This window comes from Rhodococcus sp. 15-725-2-2b (assembly GCF_002259075.1).
Taxonomy (GTDB): domain Bacteria; phylum Actinomycetota; class Actinomycetes; order Mycobacteriales; family Mycobacteriaceae; genus Rhodococcoides.
Genome location: NZ_NPFL01000006.1, coordinates 309,379 through 325,437, shown reverse-complemented (window position 1 = coordinate 325,437; position 16,059 = coordinate 309,379). Strand labels below are relative to the sequence as shown.

The following is a 16,059-nucleotide window of genomic DNA, read 5'->3' as shown; positions in this document are numbered from 1 at the left end:
CGGTCTGTTTTAGACTTTGCCCGTGAGCAGAGCAGAAGCCGACGAACGTCCGGACTTTCCGAAGGGCACCGGAAATCCTGCGTCTCGGGCATTCCGCGCGGCGGGATACATGTGCCTGGACGATCTTGCGGGGGTGCCCGCGGCCGAGCTGAAGAAACTGCACGGTGTCGGTCCCAAGGCGTTGACGGTCGTCCAAGCGGCGTTGGAGCAGACCGGTCGCTCGCTCGGCTGAAGTTCAGGCCCAATGACTGGGACGGGCCAAGGATTCGGGTAGCCGTGTTGCTCGGTCACCACGTGCCGCGCCGATCTGGAACTGCGTGGCATAGATGCTGCCGAGCATGTCCGTGCCGCGGAGGTCGGCACCCCGGAGATCCGCGCCGATCATGTCGGCCAGACGCAGGTCCGCCCTGCGCAGGTCGGCCCCGATGAGATACGTACCGCGCAGGCTCGCTCCGCGCAGGTCCGCGCCGGCAAGCTGTGCGCCGATCAGGTCGCGGCCGCGGTAGTTCTTCTTCTTGCCCTTCACTTCGGTTCGAACCAGATCGCTTGCCTCGATCAGCAACTCGTTGATTCGCGAACGCAGCCCGGAGACGTCGACCGACAGTAGAACCTCGGGAGCCGACTCGGTCAGCGCCTCCAGTTCGTCGTACTCGTGGCCGATCCGATTGTGCAGCGGCGCAGTCGAATCCCGGTCACGCACATCCGCGAGGTACCACAGCAGTTCGTGCAGATCACGCATGATCGGGAACACCGCGAACATCTCCGACGAGTTCGACGGTTGCTGCCGCCAGTTGCGTCCGGCGAACGTGGACTGCGATACCTTCTGGCCCGCACCGAAGCAGTCGTACACCGCGCACCCGGGAAAGCCTTTCTCCCGCAACGTCGAATGAATGCCGCACCGCGAGTCCCCGAGGAGGTTCCGGCACGGCTCGCCGGCGGCCTTGTCGACAGCGAAGTCCGACGACTTCGCGAAGGGCAGAGCGACGCAACAGAGTCCGAAACAACTGCCGCAATCGGCCAGCAAGTTCTCGGGCGCGCGCATGCGGCCACTCTGTCCCCCGACGCGAGGCAGCGTCAAGCGAGTTTGTTCGCGGCAGTCACTCCGGTCGATTCAGCAGTGCGATGAGCTTCTTCGGGGCGCGATCGCAGTAACTCTCGGTGATCAGTTCGCCGAGTTCGGTCCGGTCCACGGACTCGTCGAGCAGCATTCCGATGATCTGCGGACCCCATCCGGGCTTGAAGAACCCGGCACGGGCGGACAGTGCGTCGAGTTCGATTCCGCTGGAGCGAAAGATCAGCACGTGAGCCGGACCGTCGGTGCCGGCGGCTGCGGCGGATGCAGGCGGGGCGCCGTCGAGGATCTCGAGAACGTGGGCGAAGGTGCGCCCGCGAACTCGCCAGCGTGTCCCGACCCATGCCTGCTCCTCGTAGGTCTCGGGCAGGGCCAAGCACATCCGTCGGACAGCGGCTTCCCAGTTCGTCCTGTCGTGCGACATACCGGACTACAGTATTTCAGCGGGCGGGCAGGCGGGCGAAAAGCACTCCGGAAGGCACGGTCGATGTCGGAACTCGAGTACGGCGAGGTGGTGTCCTCGCTGCGCAGAGCCGGATGCGTGTTCGCCGACGAGGAAGCCGACATTCTCGTCGAGTCCGCGTCGACCCCGGCGGAGCTGACCGCAATGCTCGCACGCCGCGTCGCCGGCGAACCGCTCGAGCATGTCGTCGGCTGGGTCGCGTTCTGTGGTCGACGCATCGCCGTCGAACCGGGCGTGTTCGTACCTCGCCGGCGAACCGAATTTCTCGTCGAATGTGCTGCAGCGCTGCATCCTTCGGTGTTACTGGACCTGTGCTGTGGATCCGGGGCGATAGGCCTGTCGGTCGACGGTGTCACCGAGTTGCATGCTGCCGATGTCGACGCGGTGGCGGTTCGGTGTGCATCGCGCAATGTCGCCGCAGGCGTGGGCACGGCACCGGTCGGTCACGTACATCGCGGCGACCTGTACGACGCCCTGCCGCCGGAGATGCGCGGCAGATTCGACGCGATCGTCGTCAACGCGCCCTACGTTCCGACGGCCGACATCGGGCTGATGCCACGAGAGGCGCGCATCCACGAGCCGCACATCGCGCTCGACGGTGGTTCGGACGGTGCCGGGATTCATCGTCGGGTCGCGGTCGGTGCGCCGCAGTGGCTGGCTCCCGGCGGCTACCTCCTCATCGAAACCAGTGCAGCACTGGCACATTCGACGCTACGAGCTGTAGTCGACGCCGGCTTCACCGGTCGCATCGACGAATCCGAGGCACTCGATGCCGTCGTGGTGATCGGTTCGACTCCGAGTCGGTGAGGGTTTCGATCGGGCTCCCGCGTGGCATGCAGGACCAGATACCGACGACGAGAGGTTGTTCGACCATGACAACATTGCTGTTCGCAGTCACCGCTGCCGACCACTGGACCCTGAACGACGGAAGCAAGTACCCCACCGGGTACTGGGCCGAGGAGCTCGTCGAGTCCCATCGCACGTTCGTCGACGCAGGCTGGGATATCACGGTCGCGACGCCGGGCGGTAAGGCTCCGGTCGTCGACGAAGGCAGCTTGGCCGTCGATGCCAACGGCGGCGACGAGGAGAAGGTGGCGGATCAGAAGAGCTACCTCGCCTCCATCGAGTCGATCCTGTCCTCGCCCGCAAAGCTGGAGGAGCAGAAGGCGTCCGACTTCGACGTCGTCTTCGTGCCCGGTGGTCACGGGCCGATGGAGGACCTCGCCGTCTCCGAGAGCTTCGGGGCACTGGTGATCGACTTCCTCGACTCCAACAAGGTGGTCTCCGCGGTGTGCCACGCGCCTGCCGCCCTGCTCCCCGCCGTCCGCAGCGACGGAACCTGGGCGTTCGACGGGTACGAGCTCACCGGATTCACCGACGAAGAGGAGACCCAAGCAGGTCTCGCCGACAAGGCTCCGTGGTTGCTCGAGTCCCGGTTGCGCGAGAACGGCGCGAAGTTCGACTCCACCGACGCGTGGGCACCAAAGGTCGTCGTCGACCGGAACCTGTACACCGGTCAGAACCCGGCGTCGACGCGTCCCCTCGCGGAGAAGCTGGTCAGCGCGCTGAAGTAACCGGTGCGGGGCGGTCGGCGTTCTGCCCACGGAGAACAAGGAACATCGGCGGGAACATCACTACTGCTTTCGAAGTTGAGCCTCTATAGCTCAATCCTTTGGAGGAGAAGTGACCGAAACCGTTCGTGTCCCCGTACTGTTCCTGACCGACCCGATCGTCCTGCCCGGCATGGTGGTGCCCGTAGAACTCGACGAGGCAGCGCGTGCCGCCGTCGACGCCGCAAAGGCGAGCAACGACGGCACGCTGCTCGTCGCGCCGCGTCTCGAGGACCGCTACGCCGCATACGGAGTCCTCGCCACGATCGTGCAGATGGGACGCCTCGCAGACGGCCGCCCGGCCGCTGTCATCAAGGCCACGCGCCGCGCGCACATCGGCCACGGAGTCAGCGGACCCGGTGCCGCCCTGTGGGTCGAGGCCGAGACCGTTGCAGATGTGCCCCCGAGTGACGACCTCAAAGCCCTGGCGGCCGAGTACAAGCAACTCGTCGTTGCGATGCTGCAGCGCCGAGATGCGTGGCAGGTGATCGACTCGGTCAACAAACTCACCGACCCGGGCGCGATCGCCGACACGGCCGGCTACGCGTCGTACCTCACCGACGTGCAGAAACGGGACCTTCTCGAAACCCCGGACGTGGCAACGCGTCTGACCTCACTCATCGAGTGGACCAAGGCTCATCTCGCCGAAGTCGAGGTCAACGACAAGATCTCCGGTGACGTCCGCGAGGGCATGGAGAAGACTCAGAAGGAGTTCCTGCTCCGGCAGCAGTTGGCGGCCATCCGCAAGGAACTCGGCGAGGACGAGCCCGACGGTGCCGACGACTACCGCGGCCGCGTCGAGGCAGCGGATCTACCCGAGAAGGTGCGCGAACAGGCGCTGCGCGAGGTCGGCAAACTCGAGCGGGCCAGCGATCAGAACCCCGAGTCGGGCTGGATCCGCACCTGGCTCGATACCGTGCTGGATCTGCCGTGGAACAACACCACGACCGACAACAACGACATCGATTCGGCGCGTGCGGTTCTCGATGCCGACCACCACGGACTCGACGACGTGAAGGATCGTATCGTCGAATACCTGGCCGTCCGGGCCCGTCGCTCCGAGCGTGGACTGCAGTCGGTCGGTGGGCGTGGGTCCGGTGCCGTCATGGTGCTCGCAGGTCCGCCCGGAGTCGGCAAGACCTCACTGGGTGAGTCGGTCGCACGTGCACTCGGTCGGAAGTTCGTACGTGTCGCTCTCGGCGGCGTCCGCGACGAGGCCGAGATCCGCGGGCACCGTCGTACTTACGTCGGCGCGCTGCCGGGCCGGATCGTGCGGGCCATCGGCGAGGCGGGATCGATGAATCCGGTTGTCCTGCTGGACGAGATCGACAAGGTCGGCTCGGACTATCGCGGCGACCCCAGTGCTGCGTTGCTCGAGGTGCTGGACCCGGCTCAGAATCACACGTTCCGTGATCACTATCTCGATCTGGACCTCGACCTGTCCGACGTGGTCTTTCTCGCTACCGCCAATGTGATCGACCAGATTCCCGGGCCGTTGCTCGACCGTATGGAATTGGTGACCATCGACGGCTACACCGAGGACGACAAGGTCGTCATCGCCCGGAACTACCTGCTTCCCCGTCAGATGGACAGGGCGGCAATCACATCCGAGGAGGTGACGGTCACCGACGCCGCGCTGCGCAAGATCGCGGCCGACTACACCCGTGAGCCGGGTGTGCGGCAACTCGAGCGATTGCTGGCCAAGGCGCTTCGCAAGGTGGCGACGAAGCTGGTGGGCACCACCGGTGTCCTGAAGATCGACGAGCCGGACCTGGTGCCGTACCTCGGTCGCCCGCGGTTCACACCCGAGGCGCACGAGCGCACCGAAGTACCAGGAGTGGCAACGGGTCTCGCGGTCACCGGACTCGGCGGAGATGTGCTGTTCATCGAGGCCGCGGCGACCGAAGGCGACTCCCGGCTCGAGCTCACCGGCCAGCTCGGTGACGTGATGAAGGAGTCCGCACAGATCGCTCTGTCCTACGTGCGCTCGCACGCAGCGCAATTCGGCGTCACGCAGGAATCTCTGGATCGGAGAATTCACGTGCACGTTCCGGCGGGCGCGGTGCCGAAGGACGGTCCTTCGGCCGGTGTGACGATGGTGACCGCCCTGGTGTCGATGGCCACCGGGCGTCCGGTGCGCTCGGATGTCGGCATGACCGGTGAGGTCACGTTGAACGGTCGGGTGCTGCCGATCGGCGGGGTGAAGCAGAAGTTGCTGGCTGCGCAGCGTGCGGGACTGAAGACCGTGTTCATTCCGGCGCGCAACGAGCCGGATCTGGACGACGTACCCGCAGAGGTGTTGGAGGCGTTGGATGTTCGTCCGATGACCGACGTCGCGGATATTCTCGCGCTCGCACTGGAGCCGGCGACGGCAACTGCTGCGGCATAGCGCCGCGGTGATCGTCGTGGGAGGGGCAGGTGGCTCGGCCGCCTGCCCCTCCCGTCGGTCTCGGGTGCCGCGCTTGACCTCGAGTCGTGTCGAGGTTCTACGTTGGTGGGATGAGCATGGAGATGACCGCCTGGAATCAGATGTATCGCACGATGAACAGGCCCGACACCCAGTCGTCGTTCTCGAAGGAGACGGCCCGCAGGATCCTGACGTTCGCGGCACCGCATCGCCGCGCACTCGGCGGGTTTCTGGTGCTCAGCGTGGCTCTGGCCGTTCTCGCGGTGGCCACACCGGTCTTGGCGGGGCGGGTGGTCAATGCGATCGTCGACGGGCGAGAGCTACGCGTGGTGGTACTGCTTGCATCGGCGATCGCAGGGATTGCTCTGGTGGACGCTGTGGTCGGTCTGATCAACCGATGGCTCTCGGCGAACATCGGCGAGAGCCTGATCCTGGATCTGCGGACGGCCGTGTTCGACCACGTGCAACGGATGCCGATCGCATTCTTCACGCGAACCCGCACCGGTGCGTTGGTGAGTCGACTCAACAACGACGTGATCGGAGCGCAGCGCGCATTCAGCACCACCCTGTCCGGTGTCGTCAGCAATCTCGTGACCCTGGTACTGACGTTGGTGGTCATGATCGGAATCTCCTGGCAGATCACCCTTCTCGCACTGGTTCTGCTGCCGGTGTTCGTACTTCCTGCGCGCCGGATGGGTCGACGCCTCGCGCGGCTGCAACGGGAAGCGGCAGCGCACAATTCGGCGATGAGTACGCAGATGACCGAGCGTTTCTCGGCACCGGGAGCAACCCTGGTGAAGTTGTTCGGGCATCCCGAACAGGAATCGGTCGAGTTCGCGGTCCGGGCGGCCAGGGTGCGCGATATCGGAGTGCGCAGTGCCATGGTGCAGACGGTGTTCGTCACCGCGCTGACACTGGTCTCGGCACTGGCGCTCGCCGTGGTGTACGGATTGGGCGGCTTCTACGCCCTCCGTGGGACTCTGGACCCGGGTTCGGTTGTGGCACTGTCACTTCTGTTGGCCCGGCTGTACTCACCCCTGACCGCGCTGGCCAGCGCCCGCGTGGAGGTCATGAGCGCGTTGGTGAGCTTCGAGCGAGTATTCGAGGTCCTCGACCTCGTTCCGTTGATAGCCGACAAGCCCGACGCGACAGCGCTACCGCCCGGGCCGGTGGCCGTCGAACTCGATGATGTCAGGTTCGCGTACCCGTCCGCGGACAAAGTATCGCTCGCCTCGCTCGAGGAGGTCGCCACCTTGGATTCGCGCGGGGGAGAGGAGGTTCTGCACGGTGTGTCGTTCCGAGCCGAACCCGGCCAGATGGTTGCGCTGGTCGGCACATCCGGTGCAGGCAAGTCCACGATCGCGCAGTTGATCGCACGGCTCTACGACGTCGACGGCGGTTCGGTCCGGCTCGGCGGCGTCGATGTGCGGGACCTGACGGCCGAATCCGTCCGCGGCACAGTGGGAATGGTGACCCAGGACGGGCACCTGTTCCACGAGAGCATTCGGTCGAATCTGTTGCTACCGCGTCCCGACGCCACCGACGACGAACTGTGGGATGCGCTCTCGAGGGCGCGGCTCGCGGACCTCGTGCGCTCCCTGCCCGACGGTCTGGACACCGTCGTCGGCGAGCGCGGGTATCGACTCTCCGGTGGTGAGCGTCAGCGCCTGACGATCGCGCGGTTGCTGATCGCACAGCCGCGAGTGGTCATCCTCGACGAGGCAACGGCATCGTTGGACTCGACGTCGGAGGCCGCGGTGCAGGCCGCGTTGGCCGAGGCGCTGGAAGGCAAGACGTCGGTTGTCATCGCGCACCGGCTGTCGACCATCCGAGCTGCGGACGTGATCCTGGTGATCGAGGACGGAAGAGTCGCCGAGCGCGGCACCCACGACGAGCTCCTCGCAGCAGGAGGCCGCTACGAGGAGCTGCATCGGACGCAATTCGCGCAGGCGGAGTGAGCCTGCGAAGCCGGGATCGGAGCCTGCGGAGTGACCCTACGGAACCGGGTCCGGGACCACGGTTGCTGGGTCGTCGTCGGTTGCGGCGGCGAGCATCGGGGTGAATCCGTCGATCGCGTAGTCCAGCGAGAGTGGGCTCGAGTATCCGAGGGCCGAGGGTAGGTCCGTACTGAAGGAGCCGATGTAGGCGGTGCGGTCCTGCCGGACGACGTCGAGGGCGGCGAGCAGAGGGTTGGCCTGCAGCTGCTCGCGGCTCTGGCCGGCGATGACGAGGACGTCGGTGTCGAGTCGATCGAGGTTCTCCGCACTGATGGTCTCGGAGGCGTCGGGAATCTCGAAGCCGAGGTCGGTGAAGAACAGGGCGCGGATGTCGTCCTTGCCGAGAAGCAGGTAGCTGCCGTCGTCCATGACGAACGCGAGAGACAGTGACTTGCCGGTGAATTGGGGGTTCGCGGCTTCGGTGTCGGCGAACTTCTGCTCCAGCTCGGCCGTTCGATCCTGGGCTTCCTGCGACTTGCCGAGGGCTTCGCCGACCACGGCGAACTCCTGCTGCCAGGTTGCGGCGGGTACGTCGTCGTAGCCGCCGATGTCGGCGATCGTGGGGGCCATCCCGGACAGGGTGTCGTACTGGCCCTGGTCGATGAAGGAGTACGGGCCGAGGATCAGGTCGGGTGCTTGCGCCGCGATCTGCTCCAGGTTGAGGTCGGTACTGCCGACTTCGGGAATCTCGGTTCCGCCCAGGGCTGCTCGAGCCCACGGGCGCTGTCGGTAGTCGTAGCTCAGGTTGCCGCGTGTCGCGACGGGCTTGACGCCCAGCGCGAGTGCGAAGTCCTGCTCGTTGAAGCCGATCGTCACGACACGGGTGGGTTCGGCGTCGATGACGGTCTCACCGAAACGGTGCTCGATGGTGACGGGGAAGCCGGCGGCGCTACCGGGGCCACCGGATGCGTCGGTGTCGGCATCGGACGAACAGCCCGCTGCCAGAGCCAGGACGGACGCACCGGCGGCCACGAGCTGGACGGTCTTCTTCATGTGATCTCCTCGCAACTGAAGTTGGCGAGGTTAGCCTAACCGACCCACCGATGCGTCGATCATGTGCGAGGGGGTCGGGCGGCGCGATCAGCAGTTGGTCGTGGCCGGCACTCCCGCGAATCGCTGGTCGATCCACTCGAGGGCCTGTGGCAGGCCGAGTACGGCAGCGGTCAGGTGATCGTTGCTGGGCACCTTCACCTCGGTCACGAGCACTCCGGCGCGGCAGTATCGGGCGATCGTGTTGTCGATGGCGCTGACCGGGATCAACGCATCGGTGGGGCTGTGCCACTCGAAGTACGGTGCCTTCGGTACACCGGGATACAGCTCGACGCTGTTGTCGTTGACGGCGGCGATCGCTTCCGGACTGTTGATGAGGTCCAGCGTGCCTGCGACCTCCATGGCGCTCTTACCCGCGCCCGCGGCGATGATGTCGTTGGTGCACCCGTTCTGGATCTTGTTCTCGATCTCCTTGCCGAGCGGGTTGAGCTGAGAGCTGATCGGGATGCGGGTGGGGTACTCGCGTTCGATACCGAGCGCGGCAGCGAACGCCAGACCGAACATGGGGTGCGGGGCGAAACCGAGATCGCGGGCCATCCGCTCGAGGTTCATCGGAGCGCCACCGTTCGCGCTGCCGACGATGTTCAGCTCGGGCGCGTAGTCGTTCTGAAGCGCGGCTGCCCATGCCGTGGCCATTCCGCCGCCGGAGTAGCCGGCCAACGCAACGGGGCTCTGCTGAACCTGGATGGGATCGAAGCGCTGAGTGGCGCGAATGCTGTCGAGCACGATCTGCCCGCCGAGCTTGGCTGCACCGTATGCGCTGTTGGGTCCGAGGTGATCGGCGATGACGACCGTCCACCCGCGCTGCAGTACTGCGTTCAGAGCGGGCGCCTCACGAATCATCAAATTGGGATCGTTGGTCCAGAGCGCTTGTGAAGGTGCACATTCGAGACCGAGTGCATTGATGATGTGTTGGTAAGAAAGTAAAGGGCCGTTCGGTGCTTTGTTTTGTGGAACCAAGACGGTATTGATTGCGGCGATGGGATCGCCGGCCGAATTGGTGGAGCGGAATTTCAACTGCCACACGTCCACGCCGAAGAATCCGGGCGGCGGTGGCATCGGGCGGCTGGAGATCACGTCGCCCGGAGCGAGCGCATCGAGATCGGCTGGCGGTGCGTAGAAGCCGTCGGCGATCGGCGTCGGGTACAGCGGCGTAGCAGCAGCTTGACCTGCGCCGACGAGTGACGAACACAGAACTGCAACCGCCGTCATGCTGACAGCGCCTGCCAACTTGAGAACCCGCATGTGGTAAACCCCTCCGTGCCTGAACCGAAGCGACGAGCGCTGCGGCGATCTGGCAAGCCCCCGTAGAGCCGGCCCGCAAACCGTTATAGCTGATGATGCTCGAGTTGTTACGCTCCCCCCGGAAACGATGGGCGCAACGGTACGCATCGGCTCATTTTATGGCAACCGAACGTTACCTATCCTCGTTTTTCCGACCGGGTCCAAGTTTTTCACCCGAGGCATTTCTCGTCATTCCCGATGCACCGCCTTCGGTTCCTTGTCCGGGCGGAGACCGCGCCAGCTCGGATGCCGCAGATGGCCGGATTCCGTGGCCTCGTAGTACCGCACCTCGCCGACGAGCACCGGCTCGACCCACACCGCTCCGTTCCGATCGGCCGCGGGCAGCACCGAGGAGAAGGGACTGTCCGACGCCTCGAGTGGCGCGAGGAGGGCAGCGAGCGTATCGAGCGCACGGTCGTCGAACCCGGTTCCGACGCGCCCTACGTATCGCAATCCGTCCCCGTCGGGAATGCCCATCAGGAGTGAGCCGAACCCACCGGAACGACGACCCTGCCCCCGACGCCACCCGCCGATCACGATCTCCTGACTCCGCCAGTTCTTGTGCTTGATCCAGGTGTGGGCGCGCTTGCCGGGTTGATAGACGGAGTCGGTTCGTTTGGCGACGACGCCTTCCCAGCCTCGTTCTCTGCTTTCGGCGATGGCGTCCGCAGCGGTCCCCGTCAGCCGCGGTGGCACCAGCACCGAGTCGAGTCCTGTGGTCAGTAGTTCGAGCAGCCGTCGTCGATCCGAGTATTTCTTGCGCAGCAGTGACGTGCCGTCGAGGTGAAGCAGATCGAACGCGATGAATCGGATCTGGTCACGGGTGGCGTTCTGCAGTTTCTCGAAGCTACTGACCCCGTCGTCGTCGAATACCACGACTTCTCCGTCGACGATGGCGTCGTGCTCGGCCAGGTCATCTGCGAAAGATTGGAGTGCGCCGAACTTTTCGGTGTAGTCGTTACCGCTTCGCGTGCGCAGCGTCATCGAACCGTGCGTCAGTTCTGCAATGATGCGGAACCCGTCCCACTTGCCCTCGAACGACCACTCGTCGTCCGGGAGATCGAGGATGTCGCCCGCGGTGGCGAGCATCGGCGAGATGTTCTTCGGCTCGGGCTTGTCGGGTGCGTCCTTCATCAGATGCATGAGCCACTGATTGCCCTTGGTGTGGATCAGGGCGAAGCGCCCGGTCGCCTTCTTTCCGTGCAGAACGACGATGACCTCGTCCTCTCGCCATTTCTCGAGTTCGTAGGTTCCGCTGTCCCAGATCGAGACGTCGCCACCGCCGTACTCGCCCTTGGGTATCCGACCGGAGAACGACGCGTATTCGAGTGGGTGGTCCTCGGTGTGTACCGCCAGCCGGTTCTGCTTCGGGTCCACCGGGATGTTCTTCGGGACGGCCCACGAGACCAGGACGCCGTCGTGCTCGAGTCGGAAGTCGTAGTGCAGCCGTCGGGCATGGTGTTCCTGGATCACGAACGTGTCGTTGTTGCCCTGCGGTTCGGTGGCGGTCGGTATCGGTTCGGGGGTCTTGTCGGCGCTACGCATGCTGCGGTACTTGACGAGTTTGTCCGTGGCAGAACTACTTTCGGGTGCCGAGTCGACGGTGGGGTCCAGCTCTGCGAGAAGATCGCCGAGGTCCTGGAATCGCTCGAGGACCTCTTCGAATCGAAGTTGTTGCAGCCCCGATGCTTCCAGCTCGTCCCAGGTGCGTGGTGCCGCGACCGTGGGGAGCGCTCGTCCACGGAGAGAGTACGGGGCGACCGTGGTCTTCTTGCCGTTGTTCTGGCTCCAGTCCACGAATACCCTCCCGGTTCGCTTCGCCTTTGCCATCGTGGCCGTGACCCGGTCCGGCGAGCGCTCTTCGAGCAGCGTGGCAACACGCTTGGCGACCGTGGACGCGCCGGAGGTCGACAGCGGTTTTTCGAGCGGCACGTACAGGTGGATTCCCTTGCTGCCGCTGGTGATCGGATATGCGGTCATCCCGATATCGCCGATCAGATCCCTTATCTCGCAGGCTACTTCGGCGCATCGCGCGAGATCCACGTCGTCGCCGGGATCGAGGTCGAAGACCATGCGGGTGGCCGGTCCGGCTTCGGTGCCGTCGAACCGCCACTGTGGCACGTGCGCTTCGATGGCCGCTTGTTGACCGAGCCAGGCCAGATCGGCTGCAGTGGAGAACAATGGGTAGGTGACGACGCGGTCGGAATGCTGCATCGAACGCCGATCGAGCCAGTCGGGTGCGGAGGCGGCAAGGTTCTTCTCGAAGAACGACGACTGGTCCACGCCGTTGGGCCAACGCTTACGGGTCACCGCTCGGCCCACGAGGTGAGGAAGCATCGCAGGCGCGATGGCAACGTAGTACTCGATGATGTTGCCCTTGGTGGTCCCTGTTTCGGGGAACAGCACTTTGTCGAGGTTGGTGACGGAGACCTTGCGACCATCGATCTCGAGGGTGGCCATCGTCTCAGGTTAACGGCCGCCGTCTGAAGATGCGGGGGAGTTGTGACAGGCTCTTTTCTTATGGCGACGATCAGTGTCTCAGTACAGATGCCCGAGAATCCGCAGGGTGCGTGGGACAAAGCTTCCGCACTCGATCGGTTCGACGAGTGGATGACCATCCACGGTGGATGGTGCAGCCCACCGCCCAAGAAGGTCGGCAAGGGCACCGAAGTGGAGTCGCTGGTGAAGGTGAAGGGCTTCAAGAACACGATCAACTGGACCTTCACGGAGTACGACGAGCCCAAGCTGATCGAGATGTCCGGCCGAGGTAAGGGTGGAGTGCGAATCTCGCTGACGGTCCATGTACGTGAGGCCGAGGGTGGATCGGAGCTGACGCTCGATGCGAAGTTCGGCGGGGGTGTGCTGTTCGGTCCGGTGGGATCGGTGGTGGCGCGAGCACTCGATACCGATGTGAAGAAATCCGTTGCGAACCTGGCGGCGTTGAGCTGACGGATTTTCGTTGAACTAGCTGCACGACAATCTCTTCCAGCCCCGCACCGTGTTCTCGGTGCGGGGCTGGATTGTTTCTGCGGTTCGTGTGGGCAGGCTCAGGCGATGTGGGGGCCTGCTCGGGCGTGGGATGGTCGGGGTTGTCGGTACGGGTCGACGGTGGCCGGTGGCACGAACCACGGGTGGCCGTCGGTGCCGATGAACACTTCCCAATCGGAGTGGTGGAGGAGTCGGTGGTGGAATCCGCACAGGAGGACGAGGTTGTTCATGTCGGTGGGGCCACCATCGGCCCAGTGCCGGATGTGATGCGCTTCTGTCCAGGCGGCGGGTTTGCCGCAGCCGGGGAAAGCACAGGTGTGGTCTCTCGCGATGAGGGCTTTGCGTTGTTTGGCGGTGACGGTGCGTGCGGTGCGGGCAAGGTTGAGTGGGTTGCCGTTCTCGTCCATGACGATGGCGGTGAGCAGGCAGTCGCAGGCGAGTTGGAGGGAGGTGTTGCGCGACAGTGGTCCCATCCAGGGGAGCCACCCGACGGTAGTGCCGTCACCGAACAGGTCCCGGTACGCGCCACGATCTGCGGTAACTGGATCTGTGTCGGATTCGTCTGCAGCGCGGGTGTTCTCGTCGTCGGCGATGTCGTCTGCGTCGGCATTGTCGCGGAGGTCGGTGAGATCGCGCAGGGTGATGTGCAGGTTCAGGTGCGGGCGTTCACCGCCTTCGGTGGGGCGGTTACTGGAGGCGAGGTATTGGTCGAGGATGTGTCCGAAGGCGTCGGCGCGGCGCTTGGCGGGGCTGCGATCGTCTTGGGTGCCGTCGGGGTCGGGTCGTGGTTCGGTCAGCGGGGAGAGTGCGGTGAGGAGTTTCTCGCCGGTGACGGCATCGAAGTCTCCTTTGAGTACCAGCCGCCCGTTCAAGGTCTTGGAGGCGAAGAGTTCGTTGCGGTCGGTGTCGTCGGCGGGTGGTGTCTTTCCGCCGTAGGTGTCGTGGAGTTTGGTGATCGCTTCGCGGATGCGGCCTGTGCGTGCTTCGGGTGCGGTGGCGGCGGTGATCATCGCTTTGCGCGCGATGTCTTGGCCTGCTGGGGGGAGGTTCTTCGGTGGGGTTTCGGCGAAGGTGAGGATCAGCGCGGCGTGGTCGATGGTCATGACGCCGGTGTTCACGGCGTCGGCGATGTCGGGGAAGTTCTTCAGTCCGCGGGCGAGGGCGACGATCTTGGTGGCTTTGGACGGTGAGAGCAGGGTGGTGGAGGTGAGCCAGCCGGCGGGGCCGGGGAATCCGAGTTTTTCGCGGGAGACGCGGGTGTCGATTTCGGCGACGAGGGCGATGCGTCGGGCTTCGAGCAGTTGGATCTGGTGGGAGACCGTGGCGGCGTCGGCGAGGAGTTCTGCCTCGCTCAGTTGCCAGATCGCTGTGGTCATGCCATGAAGTGTATCGAACGTGCGTTCGACTGGCAATCATGGTTGAATCGAAAACTGTTGTCCTGCTTAACTATTCGCTGATCCGAACTTGTCGGTACCCCGTGATAAGGCCGAGCATCGAGGGACTCCGAGTCCGTAACCCGGATCCCAGCGCTTCACGGTTGGAAGTTCTCCGGAGCGGCCTACGTATTCACGACGGTCGAGACTTTCCGTGTGTCCGGTGACGGACCCCTAGAGCTGTCGGGTCTTTCGCAACCACCACAGTCCTGCGATGGGGAGCACCACCGGGATGAAGACGTATCCGGATCCGAAGTGCGACCACACCGTCGGCTCCGGGAAGTCCTGGGGCTGAATGTAGCTGAGCGTGCCGATGCCGATGACTCCGACGAGTTCGATGATGCAGGAGACCGTCACCACTCGTCGAGACGCTTCTGTTGCTCGGGCCAGTCCTACCGTGGCGACGATGTAGACCACAGCAGCGAACGCCGAGAGCAGGTACGCCACCGGTGCGTCGTCGAATCGCGTGGTGAGTTGCACGATCGAGCGTGATGTCGCGGCGACGGCGAACACGGCGTAGACGGCGATGAGGAAGCGCCCGAATCCGGTGCGCGTCGCTTGCTGGAGGTTGTCAGGCATATCCGGCCCAAATCTGGCTCAGGCGCAGCACCATGGCCGCGAGGGTGAGGACGGCAACGAGGAGTACGGCAGTGCCGCCGCGCGAGCGGTCGCCCAGAGACCACCACGTGCCGAGGGGGAGAAGGAACAACAGCCCGACGAGGTAGGACCCGAATGTCAGCCGGTGTATCTCGCGGTCCGAGGTGAACATCATGACGAACCCGATGACGGCCTGCAGCGCGACGACGGCCTCGGTGGCCGCGATGGTCCAGAACAGTGCGCGATCGGACTTGTTCTTCAGCAGAACCGGTCGGTTCATGACGAGCTTCGCGAGCACCCAGACACCGACGACCAGGGACAACGCATACAACAAGCCGGTGACGGCGCCGATCATCGAGTTCCTCGTCAAGTTCGTGGTGGATGGGTGATGCAGCCTCCACACTATCCGCGTAACGCCACGTCAACACTGTGAGGCCCTCGAAACACGGCGTTGTTCCGGGTGTGACCAATCGGAAATGGATGGGGCTTGTACTTGTTCCACGGCCGCAGAGGATCCGCTCTCTCGCCGGACATGACCTCTCTTCCTCAGGTGGCCATCGGTGTCCACCGCATCTCGAGTAGTTGCCCACTGCATTCAGCCAGTTCCGCGAACCTCAGGAGACACCAGTGTCAGATCTCGACCAGTCCATCGCCGAGAACATCAAGAAGTCCCTCGAAGAGATTCCGCACCCTTCACTTCCCAAGGGCAGCAACATCTACGGCTCCACCAAGATCTTCCCCGATTACAAGGCCGAGAATGGCGAGAGCTACTTCACGCTGGTGCACGGCATCGCCCACGAGTCCTCTGTGTCGTTCGTCGCGGTACTCCAGGCGACCCGCGCTCTGCGCAAGGGCTTCGAGTCGGCCATGTACTTCTACGGTCCCGGTGCCATCAATTGCCTTGCCACTCGCGGCTTTCCCACCACCGGTGACTCCGGGTTCCCGGGCGAGCAGAACATCAACGATTCGCTCGCGACCTTCATCGCCGAGGGTGGCACCGTGTTCTGCTGCCGCTTCGGACTGGCCCTGCACGGCGGTCGCGAAGAGGACCTGATCGAGGGCGTCATCCCGGCCCACCCCCTGGACGTGCAGGACGCGCTGATCCACTACGCGCGCAAGGGTGCCATCATCAACTCGACCTACATGGTCTAGGAGCGC

General features: G+C 64.5%; 15 protein-coding genes. 7 read left to right on the top strand and 8 right to left on the bottom strand.

Annotated elements, in window-relative coordinates; all coding sequences use genetic code 11:
* Positions 1–22: 22 nt before the first annotated feature.
* Positions 23–232 (top strand): DNA-binding protein, encoded by a 210-nt coding sequence (locus CH306_RS07265; RefSeq protein ID WP_094646136.1) that lies wholly within the window; start codon positions 23–25, stop codon positions 230–232.
* Positions 233–235: 3 nt separating this feature from the next.
* On the opposite strand, the gene CH306_RS07260 is transcribed toward CH306_RS07265, so the two are convergent.
* Together CH306_RS07260 and CH306_RS07255 are read right to left on the bottom strand one after the other, a co-directional pair.
* Positions 236–1,042, bottom strand: coding sequence for a pentapeptide repeat-containing protein (locus CH306_RS07260; protein ID WP_094629163.1), 807 nt, complete (start codon positions 1,040–1,042; stop codon positions 236–238).
* A 55-nt stretch (positions 1,043–1,097) separates the two neighbouring features.
* The gene (locus CH306_RS07255) at positions 1,098–1,496 is read right to left on the bottom strand and encodes an MmcQ/YjbR family DNA-binding protein (protein WP_045197485.1); all 399 of its coding nucleotides are present in this window, start codon (positions 1,494–1,496) and stop codon (positions 1,098–1,100) included.
* A gap of 63 nt (positions 1,497–1,559) precedes the next feature.
* Between CH306_RS07255 and CH306_RS07250 the strand changes: the two genes are divergently transcribed.
* From CH306_RS07250 to CH306_RS07235, 4 genes are all read left to right on the top strand, one after another.
* The gene (locus CH306_RS07250; RefSeq protein ID WP_094646135.1) at positions 1,560–2,342 is read left to right on the top strand and encodes a putative protein N(5)-glutamine methyltransferase; all 783 of its coding nucleotides are present in this window, start codon (positions 1,560–1,562) and stop codon (positions 2,340–2,342) included.
* 65 nt (positions 2,343–2,407) lie between these two features.
* Positions 2,408–3,109, top strand: coding sequence for a type 1 glutamine amidotransferase domain-containing protein (locus CH306_RS07245; RefSeq protein ID WP_094646134.1), 702 nt, complete (start codon positions 2,408–2,410; stop codon positions 3,107–3,109).
* Positions 3,110–3,218: 109 nt separating this feature from the next.
* Positions 3,219–5,534, top strand: coding sequence for an endopeptidase La (gene lon / locus CH306_RS07240; protein ID WP_094646133.1), 2,316 nt, complete (start codon positions 3,219–3,221; stop codon positions 5,532–5,534).
* Positions 5,535–5,644: 110 nt separating this feature from the next.
* Positions 5,645–7,510, top strand: a complete 1,866-nt coding sequence (locus CH306_RS07235) for an ABC transporter ATP-binding protein (RefSeq protein ID WP_032396785.1) — start codon at positions 5,645–5,647, stop codon at positions 7,508–7,510.
* Between the two features lie 36 nt (positions 7,511–7,546).
* Here CH306_RS07235 and CH306_RS07230 read toward each other — a convergent pair whose 3' ends face one another.
* The 3 genes from CH306_RS07230 to CH306_RS07220 all read right to left on the bottom strand — a co-directional run bounded on the left by CH306_RS07230 (position 7,547) and on the right by CH306_RS07220 (position 12,343).
* The gene (locus CH306_RS07230; RefSeq protein WP_094646132.1) at positions 7,547–8,542 is read right to left on the bottom strand and encodes an iron-siderophore ABC transporter substrate-binding protein; all 996 of its coding nucleotides are present in this window, start codon (positions 8,540–8,542) and stop codon (positions 7,547–7,549) included.
* An 87-nt stretch (positions 8,543–8,629) separates the two neighbouring features.
* A complete protein-coding gene (locus CH306_RS07225; protein WP_094629168.1) occupies positions 8,630–9,844 on the bottom strand; it encodes a lipase family protein in 1,215 nt (404 codons plus the stop codon).
* A 228-nt stretch (positions 9,845–10,072) separates the two neighbouring features.
* Entirely contained in the window at positions 10,073–12,343 is a 2,271-nt protein-coding gene (locus CH306_RS07220) for an ATP-dependent DNA ligase (RefSeq protein ID WP_094646131.1), read from the bottom strand.
* A gap of 60 nt (positions 12,344–12,403) precedes the next feature.
* Here CH306_RS07220 and CH306_RS07215 point away from each other — a divergent pair, with 60 nt between their 5' ends.
* On the top strand, positions 12,404–12,832 hold the full coding sequence (locus tag CH306_RS07215) for a type II toxin-antitoxin system Rv0910 family toxin (RefSeq protein ID WP_032396781.1): 429 nt from the start codon (positions 12,404–12,406) through the stop codon (positions 12,830–12,832).
* A gap of 98 nt (positions 12,833–12,930) precedes the next feature.
* Here the strand turns inward: CH306_RS07215 and CH306_RS07210 are convergent, their stop codons facing one another.
* The 3 genes from CH306_RS07210 to CH306_RS07200 form a co-directional block, all read right to left on the bottom strand.
* Complete coding sequence (locus CH306_RS07210; protein WP_094646130.1) at positions 12,931–14,247, bottom strand: HNH endonuclease signature motif containing protein; 1,317 nt, start codon at positions 14,245–14,247, stop codon at positions 12,931–12,933.
* 231 nt (positions 14,248–14,478) lie between these two features.
* Positions 14,479–14,883, bottom strand: coding sequence for a hypothetical protein (locus tag CH306_RS07205; protein ID WP_032396780.1), 405 nt, complete (start codon positions 14,881–14,883; stop codon positions 14,479–14,481).
* Entirely contained in the window at positions 14,876–15,256 is a 381-nt protein-coding gene (locus CH306_RS07200; RefSeq protein ID WP_045197472.1) for a hypothetical protein, read from the bottom strand. The genes CH306_RS07205 and CH306_RS07200 overlap by 8 nt, the downstream gene beginning before the upstream one ends.
* A 272-nt stretch (positions 15,257–15,528) precedes the next feature.
* Here CH306_RS07200 and CH306_RS07195 point away from each other — a divergent pair, with 272 nt between their 5' ends.
* A complete protein-coding gene (locus CH306_RS07195; RefSeq protein WP_027495238.1) occupies positions 15,529–16,053 on the top strand; it encodes an MSMEG_0572/Sll0783 family nitrogen starvation response protein in 525 nt (174 codons plus the stop codon).
* Positions 16,054–16,059: the final 6 nt, after the last annotated feature.

Bases quoted from the DNA above. Each gene is read 5' to 3' on its own strand.
- CH306_RS07260 (WP_094629163.1), bottom strand. From the start codon at position 1,042: ATGCGCGCGCCCGAGAACTTGCTGGCCGATTGCGGCAGTTGTTTCGGA.
- CH306_RS07255 (WP_045197485.1), bottom strand. From the start codon at position 1,496: ATGTCGCACGACAGGACGAACTGGGAAGCCGCTGTCCGACGGATGTGC.
- CH306_RS07250 (WP_094646135.1), top strand. From the start codon at position 1,560: ATGTCGGAACTCGAGTACGGCGAGGTGGTGTCCTCGCTGCGCAGAGCC.
- CH306_RS07245 (WP_094646134.1), top strand. From the start codon at position 2,408: ATGACAACATTGCTGTTCGCAGTCACCGCTGCCGACCACTGGACCCTG.
- CH306_RS07235 (WP_032396785.1), top strand. From the start codon at position 5,645: ATGAGCATGGAGATGACCGCCTGGAATCAGATGTATCGCACGATGAAC.
- CH306_RS07230 (WP_094646132.1), bottom strand. From the start codon at position 8,542: ATGAAGAAGACCGTCCAGCTCGTGGCCGCCGGTGCGTCCGTCCTGGCT.
- CH306_RS07225 (WP_094629168.1), bottom strand. From the start codon at position 9,844: ATGCGGGTTCTCAAGTTGGCAGGCGCTGTCAGCATGACGGCGGTTGCA.
- CH306_RS07220 (WP_094646131.1), bottom strand. From the start codon at position 12,343: ATGGCCACCCTCGAGATCGATGGTCGCAAGGTCTCCGTCACCAACCTC.
- CH306_RS07215 (WP_032396781.1), top strand. From the start codon at position 12,404: ATGGCGACGATCAGTGTCTCAGTACAGATGCCCGAGAATCCGCAGGGT.
- CH306_RS07210 (WP_094646130.1), bottom strand. From the start codon at position 14,247: ATGACCACAGCGATCTGGCAACTGAGCGAGGCAGAACTCCTCGCCGAC.
- CH306_RS07205 (WP_032396780.1), bottom strand. From the start codon at position 14,883: ATGCCTGACAACCTCCAGCAAGCGACGCGCACCGGATTCGGGCGCTTC.
- CH306_RS07200 (WP_045197472.1), bottom strand. From the start codon at position 15,256: ATGATCGGCGCCGTCACCGGCTTGTTGTATGCGTTGTCCCTGGTCGTC.